The 16,009-nt window shown below is 33.7% G+C and carries 17 protein-coding genes; 8 read left to right on the plus strand and 9 right to left on the minus strand.

Going from position 1 to position 16,009, the window contains the following annotated elements; genetic code table 11:
• Positions 1 to 1,148, plus strand: a 1,148-nt coding sequence (locus U9R83_RS27590) for a replication protein (protein ID WP_328575569.1), incomplete at its 5' end; no start/stop codon positions are given.
• Between the two features lie 422 nt (positions 1,149 to 1,570).
• On the opposite strand, the gene U9R83_RS27595 is transcribed toward U9R83_RS27590, so the two are convergent.
• Together U9R83_RS27595 and U9R83_RS27600 are read right to left on the minus strand one after the other, a co-directional pair.
• On the minus strand, positions 1,571 to 2,656 hold the full coding sequence (locus U9R83_RS27595; RefSeq protein ID WP_328575570.1) for a glycosyltransferase: 1,086 nt from the start codon (positions 2,654 to 2,656) through the stop codon (positions 1,571 to 1,573).
• A gap of 159 nt (positions 2,657 to 2,815) precedes the next feature.
• On the minus strand, positions 2,816 to 3,400 hold the full coding sequence (locus tag U9R83_RS27600; RefSeq protein ID WP_328575571.1) for a class I SAM-dependent methyltransferase: 585 nt from the start codon (positions 3,398 to 3,400) through the stop codon (positions 2,816 to 2,818).
• Between the two features lie 456 nt (positions 3,401 to 3,856).
• Between U9R83_RS27600 and U9R83_RS27605 the strand changes: the two genes are divergently transcribed.
• Positions 3,857 to 5,797, plus strand: a complete 1,941-nt coding sequence (locus U9R83_RS27605) for a YncE family protein (protein ID WP_328575572.1) — start codon at positions 3,857 to 3,859, stop codon at positions 5,795 to 5,797.
• A gap of 379 nt (positions 5,798 to 6,176) precedes the next feature.
• On the opposite strand, the gene U9R83_RS27610 is transcribed toward U9R83_RS27605, so the two are convergent.
• The 3 genes from U9R83_RS27610 to U9R83_RS27620 all read right to left on the minus strand — a co-directional run bounded on the left by U9R83_RS27610 (position 6,177) and on the right by U9R83_RS27620 (position 8,386).
• A complete protein-coding gene (locus U9R83_RS27610) occupies positions 6,177 to 6,767 on the minus strand; it encodes a MerR family transcriptional regulator (protein ID WP_328575573.1) in 591 nt (196 codons plus the stop codon).
• 644 nt (positions 6,768 to 7,411) lie between these two features.
• Positions 7,412 to 7,723 carry a hypothetical protein gene (locus U9R83_RS27615; RefSeq protein ID WP_328575574.1) on the minus strand — a complete coding sequence of 104 codons (312 nt, stop codon included), beginning with the start codon at positions 7,721 to 7,723 and terminating at the stop codon, positions 7,412 to 7,414.
• A 372-nt stretch (positions 7,724 to 8,095) separates the two neighbouring features.
• Positions 8,096 to 8,386 (minus strand): hypothetical protein, encoded by a 291-nt coding sequence (locus U9R83_RS27620; protein ID WP_328575575.1) that lies wholly within the window; start codon positions 8,384 to 8,386, stop codon positions 8,096 to 8,098.
• 432 nt (positions 8,387 to 8,818) lie between these two features.
• Here U9R83_RS27620 and U9R83_RS27625 point away from each other — a divergent pair, with 432 nt between their 5' ends.
• Positions 8,819 to 9,133 (plus strand): hypothetical protein, encoded by a 315-nt coding sequence (locus U9R83_RS27625; RefSeq protein WP_328575576.1) that lies wholly within the window; start codon positions 8,819 to 8,821, stop codon positions 9,131 to 9,133.
• A gap of 382 nt (positions 9,134 to 9,515) precedes the next feature.
• On the opposite strand, the gene U9R83_RS27630 is transcribed toward U9R83_RS27625, so the two are convergent.
• Both U9R83_RS27630 and U9R83_RS27635 read right to left on the minus strand, forming a co-directional pair.
• A complete protein-coding gene (locus U9R83_RS27630; RefSeq protein ID WP_328575577.1) occupies positions 9,516 to 10,379 on the minus strand; it encodes a DUF7687 domain-containing protein in 864 nt (287 codons plus the stop codon).
• Complete coding sequence (locus U9R83_RS27635) at positions 10,376 to 10,612, minus strand: helix-turn-helix domain-containing protein (protein ID WP_328575578.1); 237 nt, start codon at positions 10,610 to 10,612, stop codon at positions 10,376 to 10,378. Before U9R83_RS27635 ends, U9R83_RS27630 begins: the two co-directional genes overlap by 4 nt.
• 94 nt (positions 10,613 to 10,706) lie before the next feature.
• On the opposite strand from U9R83_RS27635, the gene U9R83_RS27640 reads away from it, so the two are divergent.
• Positions 10,707 to 11,588, plus strand: coding sequence for a DNA adenine methylase (locus tag U9R83_RS27640; RefSeq protein WP_328575579.1), 882 nt, complete (start codon positions 10,707 to 10,709; stop codon positions 11,586 to 11,588).
• A 64-nt stretch (positions 11,589 to 11,652) separates the two neighbouring features.
• On the opposite strand, the gene U9R83_RS27645 is transcribed toward U9R83_RS27640, so the two are convergent.
• Positions 11,653 to 12,522, minus strand: coding sequence for a P63C domain-containing protein (locus U9R83_RS27645; RefSeq protein ID WP_328575580.1), 870 nt, complete (start codon positions 12,520 to 12,522; stop codon positions 11,653 to 11,655).
• A complete protein-coding gene (locus U9R83_RS27715; RefSeq protein WP_442956760.1) occupies positions 12,522 to 12,983 on the minus strand; it encodes a transposase in 462 nt (153 codons plus the stop codon). The genes U9R83_RS27645 and U9R83_RS27715 overlap by 1 nt, the downstream gene beginning before the upstream one ends.
• 287 nt (positions 12,984 to 13,270) lie before the next feature.
• Here U9R83_RS27715 and U9R83_RS27650 point away from each other — a divergent pair, with 287 nt between their 5' ends.
• The 4 genes from U9R83_RS27650 to U9R83_RS27665 all read left to right on the plus strand — a co-directional run bounded on the left by U9R83_RS27650 (position 13,271) and on the right by U9R83_RS27665 (position 14,882).
• Positions 13,271 to 13,429: a hypothetical protein gene (locus U9R83_RS27650; protein WP_328575581.1), complete on the plus strand. Its 159-nt coding sequence runs from the start codon at positions 13,271 to 13,273 to the stop codon at positions 13,427 to 13,429.
• Positions 13,430 to 13,541: 112 nt separating this feature from the next.
• Positions 13,542 to 13,925, plus strand: coding sequence for a LuxR C-terminal-related transcriptional regulator (locus U9R83_RS27655; protein WP_328575582.1), 384 nt, complete (start codon positions 13,542 to 13,544; stop codon positions 13,923 to 13,925).
• Between the two features lie 277 nt (positions 13,926 to 14,202).
• The gene (locus U9R83_RS27660) at positions 14,203 to 14,460 is read left to right on the plus strand and encodes a hypothetical protein (protein WP_095380446.1); all 258 of its coding nucleotides are present in this window, start codon (positions 14,203 to 14,205) and stop codon (positions 14,458 to 14,460) included.
• Positions 14,460 to 14,882 carry a hypothetical protein gene (locus U9R83_RS27665; RefSeq protein WP_115652749.1) on the plus strand — a complete coding sequence of 141 codons (423 nt, stop codon included), beginning with the start codon at positions 14,460 to 14,462 and terminating at the stop codon, positions 14,880 to 14,882. Before U9R83_RS27660 ends, U9R83_RS27665 begins: the two co-directional genes overlap by 1 nt.
• Positions 14,883 to 16,009: the final 1,127 nt, after the last annotated feature.

Raw genomic sequence — 16,009 nt, forward strand, 5'->3', positions numbered from 1 at the left:
TATTTCCTAAAAAACGGATGGAAATGTTAGATTACGTGATTTATAACCTTGTTGCTACAGGCATTCAAGCGATTCACTCCAAAACACTTATGGAAAAGTTTGATGTATCTCAAAGTACCGTTTCTCGCTTTGTGAAATCGTTAAAGGAAACACCCTTTATAATTGTGGCCCGTTATATCAAAGAAGATACGACAGGTGCTCATCCTGATAGCTATGTGTTTATCCTTAAAAGCCATACGAATTTTGATCAAATTTGTGAAGAAATCTTTTTTGCACACGATACAACAGGTATTCAAACGCTTCAACAAGAAGAAATGACAACTCCTGTGACAACTCCTGTGACAAGTCCAGAAAGTGCCGAAAACGTTGATACACCAGGCTTTGAGGGCGAAAAAACGTCGTCCCCCATTATTAACCTTGATTTACCTAAAAAGCATTTAAATAATCATTTAATATCTGATTCACAGTCATTTGCTTATATCAAAGGTGTACCTAAGAAAGTAAATAACGTGTATGCAGGTAAATATGGTCATCAACTTAAAGACTTTTATGCTCGTATTCAAAATGCTGCAAAAGCAGTAAAACGAGATACAGAGATTGAGATTGTCAAAGAACAAGTACATGAAGTGGCTTATACAGCCATTGTTGGTTTAGATAAATATGTCCATGAAGCGAATCACAAGGGTACTACCCTATCACTGGATGACATGTGCCGTCTTGTTTATCAAATTGCATTCAATCAATTTACAAATCTACTAAAAGGGAATACAGAACAACAAACATCTGAGTCAGACATACATACTGAAGCTAAGACAGCTTTATTTACGCCTAAACATATCATCCGTAAGGAATTGGTTCCTGCTTGGTTACAAACTGAACAGGAGCAAAATGAGTATACACAAGAAGAAACTATTTCTTTGGATCAACAGCTTGAAATGATTCAATTAAAGCAAGATTTAGGGCAAGAACTAACACCAGAAGAAGAAACCTTGTTGCAGGAGCATAGCTCTATCTACAGCTTGCTAGAAATGGCCCAGTTAAAACAGGAATTAGAAGAAAACTTAACGCCAAAGGAGCAAAAATGTTTACTTCATCATGAGCAGTTAAAAGAGACAGATTCTTGGTCAAAAAAAGCAGCAATCTCTTAGATACTGATGTTTGAATATATGCTGTTTATTTAGAATAAGGTTTTAAATAAACAGCATGTAGGTATTTATGCTGAGGAGAATACAACAGTAGCAATATCACGTTAATCAAGAGAGACTGGGAAGATAAAAAAAGATTATTCTGCAAGAAAAAGTCTTAATTTAGGGAGAACTAACTTTGGATATTTCAATTAATAAATGAAGGCATGATTGGTTGAAATATTCTATTTCATTGCAGTTCTCCGGAATAAAAAGACATAAAAGAAGCTAATATATTGTAGGGTGTTTTAGCAATAAAGCAATTGGTAGTGAAGATGTAGCAATTGGGGAATATTGAAAGGATTATTAGCCCGTTATCCTAACGTCTTTTAATACAACAAAAGATTATTTAGATTCAAAACCTTAATTCATTGAGTTTCCAGTTTTTATTGAATAACAGAACTAAGAAACTTTTGATTATGCCTAACATGAGGATTATTTGGAACAAATGAAGCAGCAATATCATTATGCTTTTTAGCATTTTGGAAATCACTTAATTTGCTATAGCATAAACAAAGTTGCAGATGAGGAAGCCACGTGTAACAAGCACGGTTAATAAAGGGGCTCTTTGTTTCAGGAATCTCCACAACGGTTGCAAGTTTATACCAGGAGATTGCTTGTTGAATATCACTCTGTTGTAAATATGAGAATCCCAACCGACAACAATTTTCACCTCGGGGCGCATCGTATTGAAAGGAATCTATACAGCTTTTAATAGCATTAGGCCAATTTTCCAAATGGATATAGCAATCTGCTATCTTACCACAAGCTTCGATATTATCTTCAATCCATCCCTTTTTACCATTCAGGAATCTTTGATACCATTCAATTGCCTTTTCATAAATACAATGGTCTTTACATTCGTTTGCATAATAGTATTGATCCCTAGGTGAGAATAGTTTCCCAGCCTTTAATGCCTTTTCATAAATTCTTAAGTTGCGATCGCTGTGAGTTTTCTCTTTTTGATGTGTAATGGCTATATCGGAATGAAGAATATTCCCGCCTACTTCTAAATATTCATGGACAAAGCCATGCCATTTAAATTGTTTTTCTCGCTTAACCAGACGGTTTCTACGTGAACTAAAACTAGGATTTCCATTTTGATCAAAAGTAAGATGATAGGCCATAGAAATAGCATCTATGTCGTGGGTGAGAGTTTGTTTTAGTGTTAAGAACTTTGTAATGTTTTCTTCAGTTACAATATCATCTGCATCTAACCATAAAATATAATCTTTTGTTGCCTTAGAAAAGGCAAAATTTCGTGCAGCTGAAAAGTCATCAACCCATTTAAAATCATAGATACAATTTGTAAATGCACTTACAATTTTCTTTGTATGGTCCGTAGAACCTGTATCAACAATAATGATTTCATCAACGATGGGTTTTACCGACATCAAACAACGATCTACCACTGCCTCTTCATTCTTTACAATCATACACAGACTGATTGATAGAGAATCAGTTTTACTCATTCTTTCACTCCCTTTATACTGCAATACTCACATTTTAAATATGTACTTTCATGTGAGCAGGAACAAATTTGGATTATTGCAGGTGATATAAAGATATATCTGCGTTTGATAAGGTTAATTAAATAACATTTATAATGAACACGAATAAAGGTATGGATTTTAAGCCATTAAAAATTTAATAAGGGGACGTGTTTGTAATTCTTTTTTTGATTCTCTTATAGGTTTAATAGCTCGTAATTCTACAACCATTTCGCTTACAACGTTTCTCTTTTTCATCACGTCCTCATATATCTCGTGAAATGATTTGTCCTTATATACAGCTTCACTAACAAGTAAAGAGATTTTTTCTGTTTTCCAGTCACCTCTGTACCCATAATCAGCTCTCCAATAATAAGGTTGCGAAAAATATCCAAAAGAATTTAAAAAATATTGCCTTACATGTGTGGGATCCTCATACGCATCATCACTCGATCCATATGGAAGGCGAAAAACTGCCTTTGCATCATTTTTTGCTACTCTATGAAGTTCTTGCATCATAGGAAGTGTGTGATGAATATGTTCAATTAGATGACTTGCATAAAATTCATCTATACTATGGTCTCCTAAAGGAAGAGGGGTTTCTGAACACCTTTCTAAATCAGCTATAATGTCCACCCCTTGCCTCCCCATAATATCTAGATTTATCCATTCTTTCAAAATAGTCTTTCCACAGCCCAGATGAAGTTTTTTTTCATTAATATTCACTCCTCTTTTTGAACAATTTCTTCGAAAATTGTTTATTGTTCTTTATCGAATGTGTCATAGGATTATATGATGCACCTTTATAGTTTGCTCCAGGACAGACAAGAGAATAAAAAGAAAATAAATTTAGAGATCAAGGTTAATAATCCCATTAATTTTTGATTGAAATACTCAAGATACTCTAAAGTACCAATTAAAATAGAATTCAATGTACAATAATGTTTCAAACACATATTGGTTGAGATCCTATTCTTCTTGAAAATGTACTTCAAAGGATTAAAGACAATTACTATTAGACTAATTACCACTATTGAACCTTGGTTATTTCTTCTTATTTAACAGAAAAACAATGATATTACTTGAATAATATAGTTGTTCGCCGTTACGAGACAAGACAACCTTCCGTAAAGTACGTAGAAGGGAGGGTTTGAATTGGATAAATACACCAGGGAAATTTTTTTGAAAAAGTTACTATTAGCAATCTTACTTAATCCAGTTGAGGGATTGAAATACGAGAATAAAATACCTTGCAAAAAACATCGTAAAAAGTGTTTTCATAAATTACATTACAAATGCTGTTACGGCCCCCAGGGAGCTACGGGAGCCACGGGAGCTACGGGAGCTACGGGAGCTACAGGCGATACAGGAGCTACAGGAGCCACGGGAGCTACAGGCGATACAGGAGCTACGGGAGCTACAGGCGATACAGGAGCCACGGGAGCTACGGGAGCTACAGGCGATACAGGAGCTACAGGAGCTACAGGAACTACGGGAGCCACGGGAGCTACGGGAGCTACGGGAGCTACAGGCGATACAGGAGCCACGGGAGCTACAGGAGCCACGGGAGCTACGGGAGCTACAGGCGATACAGGAGCTACAGGCGATACAGGAACTACAGGAACTACGGGAGCTACAGGAGCTACAGGAGCCACGGGAGCTACAGGAACTACGGGAGCTACAGGAGCCACGGGAGCTACAGGAGCCACGGGAGCTACGGGAGCTACAGGCGATACAGGAGCTACAGGCGATACAGGAGCCACGGGAGCTACGGGAGCTACAGGCGATACAGGAGCTACAGGAGCTACAGGAACTACGGGAGCTACAGGAGCCACGGGAGCTACAGGAGCCACGGGAGCTACGGGAGCTACAGGCGATACAGGAGCTACAGGCGATACAGGAGCCACGGGAGCTACGGGAGCTACAGGCGATACAGGAGCTACAGGAGCTACAGGAACTACGGGAGCCACGGGAGCTACGGGAGCTACAGGCGATACAGGAGCTACAGGCGATACAGGAACTACGGGAGCCACGGGAGCCACGGGAGCCACGGGAGCTACAGGAACTACGGGAGCTACAGGAGCTACAGGAGCTACGGGAGCTACAGGAGCTACAGGAACTACGGGAGCTACAGGAGCTACAGGAACTACGGGAGCTACAGGAGCTACAGGAACTACGGGAGCTACAGGAGCTACAGGAGCTACAGGAGCTACGGGAGCTACCAACCCTACTTCTGTTAACCGCATTTATGTTCCAAATACTAACAGTAACAATGTTTCCGTGATTAATGGTTCCAATAATAGTGTCATTGCTACGATTCCTGTTGGTACTAGTCCAGAAGCAGCAGGAGTGAATTCAACAACAAATCGTATTTATATTGCAAATACGAGCAGCAACAATGTTTCTGTGATTGATGGACTTTCCAATAGCGTCATTGCCACAATTCCTGTTGGTACTAACCCAGAAGGAGCAGGAGTGAATTCAACAACAAATCGTATTTATATTGCAAATACGGGCAGTAACAATGTTTCTGTGATTGATGGACTTTCCAATAGTGTCATTGCTACTACTCCTGTTGGTGCTAACCCAGTAGGAGTAGGGGCGAATCTTTTAACAAACCGCATTTATGTCTCAAATTTCAATAGTAACAGTATTTCTGTGATTGATGGGCTTTCCAACAACGTTATTGCCACAATTCCTGTTGGTATTAATCCATACAGATTAGGAATAAACTCCACAACGAACCGCATTTATGTTGCGAATACAGGTAGTAGCAATGTTTCTGTGATTGATGGACTTTCCAATAACGTCATTGCCACAATTCCTGTTGGTGCTGGTCCAATAGGAGTAGGGGTGAATCCTTTAACAAATCGCATTTATGTCTCGAATAGCAGCAGTTTAAGTAACAGTGTTTCTGTAATCGATGGACTTTCCAATAGCGTCATTACCACAATTCCTGTTGGCACTAATCCAGTAGGAGTAGGGGTGAATCCTTTAACAAATGGGATTTATGTTACAAATGTTACTAGTAACAATGTTTCTGTCATTAGTGGAAATACCAATAGCGTTATCATTACGGTCCCGGTTGGTAACAGTCCCCAAGATGCAGGGGTGAACCCTTAAATAAGTTATATATAATTAAGCTTTCAAGTAGAGGTATAAACTGAAGATTTATAACCGTTATATAACGCTCTTAAAAATTTATAATGGCTTAATGAGGGAGTTATGATATCAGAGGTATACAGAACGCCAAAAACTTATTTGTAACTGACAAATAAAATTAGTTAAACTTAAGTTCAACTTCAAGTAAAGATTGTATTTAAGTAGAGTTAATTGAAGTTATCTGTAAGTTGACTTATGGTTAATCCTAATTAAAAAAGCCTGAATCAATGCCAGGCTTTTCTCTGTTGAAGGTTTTTACATTAATATATTGAATAATCTAGTTATCCAGTCTTTTGTCTATTTTATGGTGAATAAAAATAATTAGGCTTTTATGTTTGCCCTATTTCCCGAATAGACGAGCAAAGAAGCCTTTTTCTTGTTGCTCTTCCCTTGCAGCTGCTACTTCACTTTGAGCAATGAGTAGCATTTCAGCTTTCCTCTCTTTTTGGTGTTCTCTGATATGTTCCAATAGCTTAGTGTCTCTGTTTTTTACATCAAGCCTATGTTCATTTAATTGTTTCTGAAGAGAATCAATCTTTTGACTTTGATCCAGTATTAATTTTTGTTGTTCGGCAAGAGCATGCATAAGCATATCTAATTTTTCATTTGTAATGCTCTTATATTGCTCGTTTTCAGTAGATATTTCCGTAACTCCTGGAGTTATAGAATCTTTCATATATATAGGTATTACACCTTTTATAGCCGTTTCAAGAGTTATACCGGGTTTACTTTTTGCATTTGTAACCCTCCTGAACATTGATATGTTTGTATCGGTGTAAGCTCTGTTTCCCTTTTCATCTTTATGGAATACAAAACCCTCCGTTTCAAAAATTCTAGCGTATTTAGTTACTGTTTGACGTTGAATATTTAGTTGTAATGCCACTTCTCCAGGTGAATAAAGAGCCTCAAATTCTCCTTGTAACCCTCCCATAACTTCAACTCCTTTTATAACGGGATTACAAAATCAGTTATATAACCGATTACAAAATACGTTATAAAATTATTTCGCAACTAAGATTATAACATTCTTTAAAAGTTATTACTTTTCCTGCTGCCTAAAAAGGGAGAATCCAATAGAAACTTCAAATGTGAAGCAAAGGAGTAAGTAAAAGGCTACTAACTGTTAATTAAGATAAATTAGCAAGCATCAACTATTTTACTGGCATGTCCAGTAAAATAAAAAGCAACCTCGGCATTGGTAAATGAACGGGGTCACTTTTTTGTAAAGGTTCATCCATACGTATCCAAGCATGAACGAGTATCGAAAACAAACTATACCATATTATTCATGTATAGGAGATTTTTTATAGTGATGATTATATGTATAAAAGGTGACCTTTTTATTCATTTTTAGGTCATTCAGACCTACGATAAACGCCGTCATATTAAGGATGTATAAAAAGCTGCATAACTCATAAATGAGACCTCTTTCGAATCCTTACTCCCATAAGGGTTCTTTTTTTTTGTGTGTTCCGGAAAGAGACATTATGTAAACTATCTTTGTATGAAATATACATTTCTAAGAATCAAAAATATCACTGTGCAGTTTGAACGGATAGTAATATTTTTATCAATTTATTTTATCTTTTTTATTTTATTATCATTTAGTATTTTGATATTAATCCCCTTTTCCATTAGCAATTCCGTTTTAAAGTATGAAATGTTTTTGTGCAAGTATCCTTTAGCAAGTTGATATGTTGTTGTATCTAATTTCCATTCATGTAGAGAGCCAATGCATTTAGTGTCAATCATAAGGACTAAGCTATTAATACTAGTTTCAACATTGTAACTAATATGATTTAATGATTCGGTAAGTTTACTTTTTATAAGATCATAATATCTTTCATCACCAGTAACACTAATTATTCCTTCTTTAAGTTTTGTCATGTATTTATCTCCTTTAGTGATCAAAGTCCAAACTTTTCTTTGGCTAGTTATTTTATTTTCTTATCTGAATTATAATTTGTCTAGTAATTGGTTAATATATTTTGACAGATTATGCAAACTAGCTTTGTATATGTTACTGGTTGATTTCCCACTCTTTATTTGTAAAAAGCCAACAAGTAAATTCACTTAAGCTGCTTGTTCGCTTAAGTGCCGGTAATGATGATTATGTTAACAAGTTTTGAATAAGATATACATCGAATGAAATTTGCAGATAATGTAACTAATTTGCCGATATACATAATCTGGTATAAATGTAGATAGAACCACCCTATATATAAATCTTAGGTGGTCCTTGTTGTTATTCTTTATTTATTAATCAATTGAATAAGTATAGTTATCTTCTTGATCTTTTTTAATTTCTTTTGCAGCTTCTAAAGATCCCAATAAGAATTGGTAAAAACTATAGTTATTGTTGTTGTTTAAAGTTTTAAATCTCTCTTTGGCTTTATCAGTAACAGCCGAATTGCCAAAGTACTGCTCTAAATAAAAAATCGATTGAGTAGTCCATTTTTCAAATTCTACACTTGAAAAATACTTTAGTCCTAGTCCTTCTTTAGCTTCAGATTCTAAATTTTTACCTTCGTTTATTAATTTATCAATCATTTATTTCACCTCCCATTTTAGTATTACTACAAAATATTACATATTACCTCCTTTTTTTAATATATGGTTTTGGCCCAGAAAAGCTAGATGCTCTTCTTTCAACGGTTTTGAGGATAATTTCACTTATTATATAGACCGATATACATAAAAAAATAGTCAAAATTGGTTAAAATTTAATTCTAAAATTATATTGACTCTAATAGATAGATATGTTAAAATACAAGCACGATTTATTATGGTTTTTATGGTTTACATTTTTTTACATTTGTAGACAAAAAAATAAAGCCATATGGCTTCTCTATGTTTAAATTTATGTAGCTTACAAGAATTAGTCTTGTGCTAGAAAGGAGAGTGCGACATTAAGTCACTTTTACTAACACAAAATATTGTTGTGTTTAAAAAATTAAATACTAGAATAGGAGAATCCTTATTATGAACCTAACTACTGACCTGAAAAAAATTCTGACTCTTCGTTTTTTTGTAAACTCTCTTTTGAGTGGACTTATTTCTTTTGGAGTTTCCATTTATATTGCTTTGTGTCCACTTTTGAATGGTGGTATTTCTCTCACTATTCCACTTGTTTTCAATGTTGCTAAATTTCAACTATTTGGTTTTGGACTATGTATGCTTCTACTATTCTTTATTACGCTTACATACATTTGCCAGAGACTTTTTCCAATGATTTGCCGTCGTTTGAAAAAAGTTATAAATGTGAATGAAATTAAAAAGTGGTTTGACTCAATTTAAAAGAGTTTAAGCTTTTGCCGAGCTATATACTCTTAAAACTCTTTCCTTTGCCGAGGAAAGGGTTTTTTTATTTATCCATAAAAGCATTTTTAAGGATAAATTCCATTTTCTAGTATACTCAATAAATTTTAAAAATATAATGAGGCTTTTTACCTAGATGTTTTTATCTATATTTAGATATTAACATTGTATTTGATCAACTTCAAGAAAAATGTTTAAAAAAAACTGCTTTTGGCTTGAATTTAAGACAAAATTATTGTATATATAAACAAAAATTCGCTAAAAGGCCCAAAAAAATTGAAATTTATAAAAAAAAATTTAAAATTATATTTTTGGTTAATATTAATAAATAAAAAAAGGCTATTTAAATAGCCTTTTTTTGTTAGATATTTATATTTTCTTTTATTAATTCGTCTAAGACTTTGTGCCATCTGTTTATTACTTCTTTGCCGAATATAACTTCATCTACAAGTCCTATGTGTAGCATGTCTATTATACGGCAAAGATATGACTTTCCTTTTAACCACCATGTGTCATAGGCGTCAATAAAATATATGTGTTTTATATCACCTTGTACAAGATGAGAAAGTTCATTTATTTCGTATCCATCAAGTTGTGTCTCATAAACTCCATCTGCAATTCTGCTTCCAAATGAAGTGGTATAGTAATACTCTTTTATTTCCCAAATAGCTTTAGGGTTAATTGTGGAAGGATAGGCACCGTCAAATCTTCTAGATAAGGCGCCATGAATATAATTTTTTTCATCTTTTAAATAAGTTAGTGTGGATGGATCATTATCAAATGTAACGTCTTCTCCGTATATCATTCCATTTTTTTGTGAATGAATTCTTAAGTGTTGCTCTGTTAGAATATTAATTATACCCGTATAAAAAGCAAAATCTTTTTTTTCTTCTTTTTGTTTATTAAAAGGTAATTTGCAAGTGAAACTTTCTGTCTGATGTATTTTATATAGTTGGGTAAATAAGCTTTTAGCTTCTTCAGCATTCATAAGTTCATGTCTTACTTCATTATTTAAAATACGGGCTCTGTAGTTTATATATTCTACTACGTCATTAAGAAGTGTATCTGATATTGTGATATTAATACTGTTCAATTTTGTTCTTGCAGATTCTTCAGTAATATACTTTACTAGACCACCTTCAGAATATCCCACTTTTTCAGATACAATACGAACGTATCCCCAAAATTGTTGAGTTCTGTATAAAAAATCTTGATTAGGTTTCAATGATCGGACCCCTTTTCTACTTCAAGGAAAATATCAGAAACTGCAACATCTAAACCTTCTGCAATTTTTTGTATATTAACCAAAGATATATTTCTTTCTCCTCTTTCAACCTCACTAATGTAAGTTCTGTGTAATCCAACTTTTTCTGCTAGTTTTTCTTGTGAAATACCTTTTAATAATCTATAGTTTTTAATTGTTAATCCGAATTTAAGTTTGATGTTTTTTTCTTCCATATCCATAATTTACAAAAAAGAAGATTATATATCTACAGACTATAAGTGACATCTGTTATAATTGATATTAGAAATAAAATAGTGAGGTTTTAAAATGACTATTACCACTCATAAAATTCCACAACTTTTAAAGTGGATAGGAAATAAGCATAGATTTGCAAATGAAATTGTTGAATATATGCCTGAACGCATTGACACATATTTTGAGCCGTTTTTAGGAAGTGGTGCTGTATTAGCTACTTTATCTAATTTAAAGTTCAATTCATTAACACCTAGTACTACTTATAATAAAGCTATTGCTTCAGATGCTTTGAAACCTTTGGTGAGAATCTTTGATTATGTGAAAAAAGATCCATCGGTAGTTATTGATTACTATCGCGAACATATCCAAAATTACAATGAAGATAAAAAGAATAATTACGAAAAAATCAAGGAGCGTTTTAACGTATTCCGTGATCCATTAGACTTTTTGTTACTCACTAGAACTTGTTATTCAGGAATCATAAGGTTTAGGAAACGTGATGGATATATGAGTACTCCTGTAGGTCCACATAATCCTATATCTCCAGATGAATTTGAAAAAAGAGTTATGGTTTGGCATCACTTATTACAGGAAACTATATTCGTAAATTCAGATTATAAGCAATCTATGCGTATGGCTGGAAAAGGAGATTTGGTTTATTGTGATCCACCTTATACTCATAGCCAAACTATTATATATGGAGCACAAGCATTTAACATTCAAGAACTTTTTGAAGAGATTCAAGCATGTAAAGATCGTGGTGCTAAAGTAATGTTATCCATTAATGGAGTAAGAAGATCAGGTACAGAAGATATTGGAGTAGAGGTGCCAGAAGGATTATTTAAAAGAGAAATACTTGTTAATTGTGGTATTTCTATGATAAATAGACTTCAAAGAGAAGGAAAAACTATGATTAATGAAGATGTTCATGATAAGCTTTTATTAACTTGGTGATTTATAAAGACAGTTTTCTGTATAATAAAAAACTTCTCTAACATTGTTAGAGAAGTTTTTTTGTTTAAAGTTTAAGTTCCATTTGATCATCATTTTGATGAACTTTATGAAAAAGACTAATAAATTCTTTCCAGTTTGAAGATATTTTCATCAGTGTGATTACTCTAGTAAGCTGTTGCTGTAAATGTTTATTTCCAACATCTTCTGTTAATCCCTGATGTAGTCTTTTATTTTTAGGAGTCTTCTTTTTAAGTTCTTCAGCAACTCCATCAGGTAATTGATCGTAAATTAGTTCCATAGTAAGTTTTCCTACATATCTAGGCCGTTTAACACTTGTTGGCTCATATGGCCATCCTCTGAGACGAAACAAATGACGATAAAACTCATCTGGGAATTGTTTGGTCCATGGAAGAAGCTCTTCACTGATGTAAGAACTTAAAATCTTATGCAACTCTTGGCGTTCTCGTTCATATTGATAGCCTGTGGCTTCATCAACTAAGGCAAGAATACCAACTTTAGATAAACTACGTACAAGAATTTCACTTATACGAGCTAATGGTTCTTGTTTTTTTGTTAGTACTTTATCTTGACGAGCAGCCAAGTAAACATCACATAGCAAAGGTATGATCTCAGCTCTATATCCTTTTACAGGGCGTCCATTCTTTGCTGAATATGTTACTGGTCTTAATAGCATTTCTTCAAGCTGAGGACTAATATATTTCTTTAAGTTGCTAGCATCTATAAACCCAGGCAAATCAGATTTTACAACACCATTTATAACTCTTCGCCCTCGAACGGGTCTATCAAAAGCATCAAAAACTTCGCTATACAAAATAACTCTTGAATTATCTTCTAAGACTGCACACCTTAACTCTTTATCTCCTAATTGTAGTGTACCAAAGTGAGTTGCTTTTAATGGTTTATTCAAATCCATCACATCCTAATCTCTTTTAATAAGAATTTAATTGCTTCTTGAAACCAAATAGATTTTTGCAAAGGAACGTTAGGTTTTTTAATTTGCTCGATAACATACGCTTCCACTAAAGATTGAAAAGCTTGCTTATTATAGTTAATTAGTTTGTTAATTCTCTGATTAATGAAATTACAAGTATTACGATTAGTATCCAGTTTCTTAGCTAAGTTTCTACAACTGATATGGCCGTCAGATTGAACAATTATTACGATAGCTGCAAACCATTTTCGTAAATCTAATTTAGTGTTATGCAATACAGTTCCAATCATGACACTAAAAGATGTAAAACATGTGTTGCAGTGATATCGGCTTTCTCTTTTAAAAGAGGTATTATACTTAGATTTGCAATAAGGACATTTAATCTGATTACTCCATCTTAATTGTTCCAAGTATTTAATACAGTCTAATTTGAAAGGAAACATTGCATAAATCTCATCGATTTTAATTCGCCTCCACCACTTGGATATCTTTACCTAATTATAGTGTTTTTTCAGATTAATACTTTACCTATAAGTATGACAAAATCATTTAAACTACCGATATGTATGACAAAACAACCCAGTAAAGAAAACAGGTTATACATTTATAGGTATATTTGATCATTTTTGATAATTATATAGAAATTTGTTTGACCATGGAATTTTCATCATTTAAACTAACTATATTCACTCATTAGAGTGAATACTCATTTTCAAAAAAGAGGGATTATATGGCTAAAACACACTCTGGTATGAAACGCTTAAATGCTGATATACCGGAAGAATTATTTAAGGAATTTGCAAAAAGGTGTATTGAAGAAGGCGTAAGTAAAAAAGATTTTCTTGTTCAACTCTTGGAAAAAGAACTCTTTAAAGATTCAAAGAAGTAAAGGAAAGCAAAATAAAAGGGCACTTCCTCTGCAAAGGAAGCACCCCATGTAAAACTCAGTATGGACTTTAATTATAACATGGGTTGCCCTCAAAAAATAGGAGGGTCTTATTATGGATCAAACTGAAAAATTGTTAATGGGTATTGAACATATTTTGAGTGTTGCTTCTGATTTAGTACAAGAAGTAGATCGTCTTAAAAGTGTTGAAGAAGAATGTCAGATGCTGAAAGAAAAACTTTTTTTAAAACAATTTACGTCCTCTGAACAAGACGTTTTTGCTCTTGCACTTGATGGCTATTCCATTACAGAAATGCAAGATATTTTGTTCAAAGAAGAGAGTGCAATTAAGAACCAGAGACGCAGCATTCTACAAAAATTAAACGTTTCTTCGATGAAAGAAGCAATTGATTTTTATAAAGAAATTACCCAGACTTCTTCTCAAAACTTCACGAATTATCATCAAGAAATCTTTCAAAAACTAATTAAAACTTCATAAAAGTTGAGGGTACTTTGAGTGGACAGTAGATCAACATTTACAAAAAGGTGTAAGTTTTGATATCGACAGTAGGTCGACATTATGCGCTTTTTTTGTTCTTTATGTCAACAGCAGGTCGACAGACTGGAAGTTTTCGTGGGGTCACTTTTTTGAGGGTGAAAACGTTGTTTTGCTGGGCTTTGCCCAGCATATCATAGCCAAATGATATCAAAAACCCCTTATGCTCTTCTCTACTCGTGCTGGAAATTTTGCAATTTGATAGAAAAGGAATGATTTCATGGATATCTTTTTACGAAATATTGATCCGGTTGCTATGCAAAAAGTTGATGCATTAGCGAAAGAAAATGGAATGTCTCGTCAACAATTCTTGAAAGAACAATTTGAAGTATTAGCTTTTTTTGATGAGCAAGTAGAAAGAGAAAAAAGATTAGAAGCTATCATTGAACAGAACATCGAAATGATGAAACAATGTGCGATATCAATTGAAAAGATGAATGATATTATTTATGAACTGATGGGAGATGTAGAGGAGTAATGGAAACACAACGACGTATGATTACACTTGATAAAGAAACGGATCAATATATCCAAGATTATATGGCTGAACATAAACTTCGTTTCCCAGGAGAAGCGATTATGGATATCTGTAAAAAGTATCGGGAAGAAAAAAAGAAAGAATGGTCGTTAGACTATATTACGGAAACTGTTAGTGAAAATCTTCATGGTGTATTAAAAAATGAACTTAAAAAAATTCGATTAGGAACAAACAGTGCCGATAAAAACACACAAATTCTTATCGAATTTATGAATGGATTGTATTTTCACCATGGCTATAAGGGGATTATGACAACGGATCTTCAAGAGTTAGAAGAAACTAAACTTGCCAAAAAAGTTGTAGGTGAACGTATTGTGAATCAACGACAAAAACGGCTAGATAAGGAAAATTCTAAAAGCTAAAATAGCCTTTAAGGCTAGCTAGGTAGGCTTAAGCCTACTTTTTCTTTTAGTAAACGAGGTGTATATAGCTTGATATGTAGTTATTGTGGGACAGAAGGATTAGAAGATAGCTGCTCTTTTTGTGGGGCTAGTTTAAATATAAAAAGACCCAAACTAAAAGAATTTGTGGTCTTAGAGGACGTTGAGAAGCCTTTTAATGAACTTTCATGCTTTCATACGTATGATTTGTTAGTTTTGTTGCGTTTGGTACGTAAAGAAAGGACAAAGGCTTATGATTTAATGATAACGCTTAAAAAGGCCGGTAAGAGACTTTGGACTGACCAAGTAATAATAAACTATTCAGAAGTTTTATATGCCCCTTATATAAAGCGTATGAAGCTTGTACGATTACCTTAGTTAAGTAGATCCCACTCTCTTTACTATAAAGAAGTAGAAATCGAACTAACTAAATATAATATTTAGTTACGCACTTTTCAATAAAGTAATCTTCCCTCTCATTAAAAAGCCAGCATTACAACATACTTTCAAATACTTAGGGAGTGGTAAAAAAATACCTCTCCCCAGATTCCACAAATTCAGCTATGATAGAGTCGACTCTTAAAGAAATAACGAATGGATCGTAGCTAAAAATACTTGTTTTGATATATTTTGTTAATTTTTATTGAATTATGAGACTAGTTAACGCTATAATGAAATTAATAAAAACGTGCGGATAGAAAAAAGACTTCAACTGTTTAAGAAGTGTTGACAGCACTCTTAAACCGTTCCCCCTAGTTACGGTAGGGAAAACACTTGTCGAAGTCTCTTGTTAATAGAGTTAGTTTTGTACAAAATAAAACTTATGGTTTTATTTTATACGAAATTGACATCTATTTCAAGGGCTTAGTTTATCTTAATTAAGACATTGTTTTCCTTTCTTCAGGGAAACAGTGTCTTTTTTGTGTCCCCAAAAGGAGAAGATGAACAAATGAACAAGATATTAACTTGCTATTTACCAGATGTAAATAGCTTTAACGGACGATTCACATGGTTATGGAAAGAAAAAACGACCCTTCGCAAAAAGAAAGAAGCGTTTTTAGAAACCCTTCGTACTTATTTTAAACAACAGCAAGAAGCCCTACATAAAG

This window comes from Priestia sp. LL-8 (assembly GCF_036227845.1).
GTDB lineage: Bacteria > Bacillota > Bacilli > Bacillales > Bacillaceae_H > Priestia > Priestia zanthoxyli.

Excerpts from the sequence above, each read along its gene's own strand:
- U9R83_RS27640 (WP_328575579.1), top strand. The coding sequence starts at position 10,707 with ATGACTATTACCACTCATAAAATTCCACAACTTTTAAAGTGGATAGGA.
- U9R83_RS27595 (WP_328575570.1), bottom strand. The coding sequence starts at position 2,656 with ATGAGTAAAACTGATTCTCTATCAATCAGTCTGTGTATGATTGTAAAG.
- U9R83_RS27625 (WP_328575576.1), top strand. The coding sequence starts at position 8,819 with ATGAACCTAACTACTGACCTGAAAAAAATTCTGACTCTTCGTTTTTTT.
- U9R83_RS27610 (WP_328575573.1), bottom strand. The coding sequence starts at position 6,767 with ATGGGAGGGTTACAAGGAGAATTTGAGGCTCTTTATTCACCTGGAGAA.
- U9R83_RS27660 (WP_095380446.1), top strand. The coding sequence starts at position 14,203 with ATGGATATCTTTTTACGAAATATTGATCCGGTTGCTATGCAAAAAGTT.
- U9R83_RS27650 (WP_328575581.1), top strand. The coding sequence starts at position 13,271 with ATGGCTAAAACACACTCTGGTATGAAACGCTTAAATGCTGATATACCG.
- U9R83_RS27655 (WP_328575582.1), top strand. The coding sequence starts at position 13,542 with ATGGATCAAACTGAAAAATTGTTAATGGGTATTGAACATATTTTGAGT.
- U9R83_RS27635 (WP_328575578.1), bottom strand. The coding sequence starts at position 10,612 with ATGGAAGAAAAAAACATCAAACTTAAATTCGGATTAACAATTAAAAAC.
- U9R83_RS27645 (WP_328575580.1), bottom strand. The coding sequence starts at position 12,522 with ATGGATTTGAATAAACCATTAAAAGCAACTCACTTTGGTACACTACAA.
- U9R83_RS27620 (WP_328575575.1), bottom strand. The coding sequence starts at position 8,386 with ATGATTGATAAATTAATAAACGAAGGTAAAAATTTAGAATCTGAAGCT.
- U9R83_RS27615 (WP_328575574.1), bottom strand. The coding sequence starts at position 7,723 with ATGACAAAACTTAAAGAAGGAATAATTAGTGTTACTGGTGATGAAAGA.
- U9R83_RS27715 (WP_442956760.1), bottom strand. The coding sequence starts at position 12,983 with ATGTTTCCTTTCAAATTAGACTGTATTAAATACTTGGAACAATTAAGA.
- U9R83_RS27665 (WP_115652749.1), top strand. The coding sequence starts at position 14,460 with ATGGAAACACAACGACGTATGATTACACTTGATAAAGAAACGGATCAA.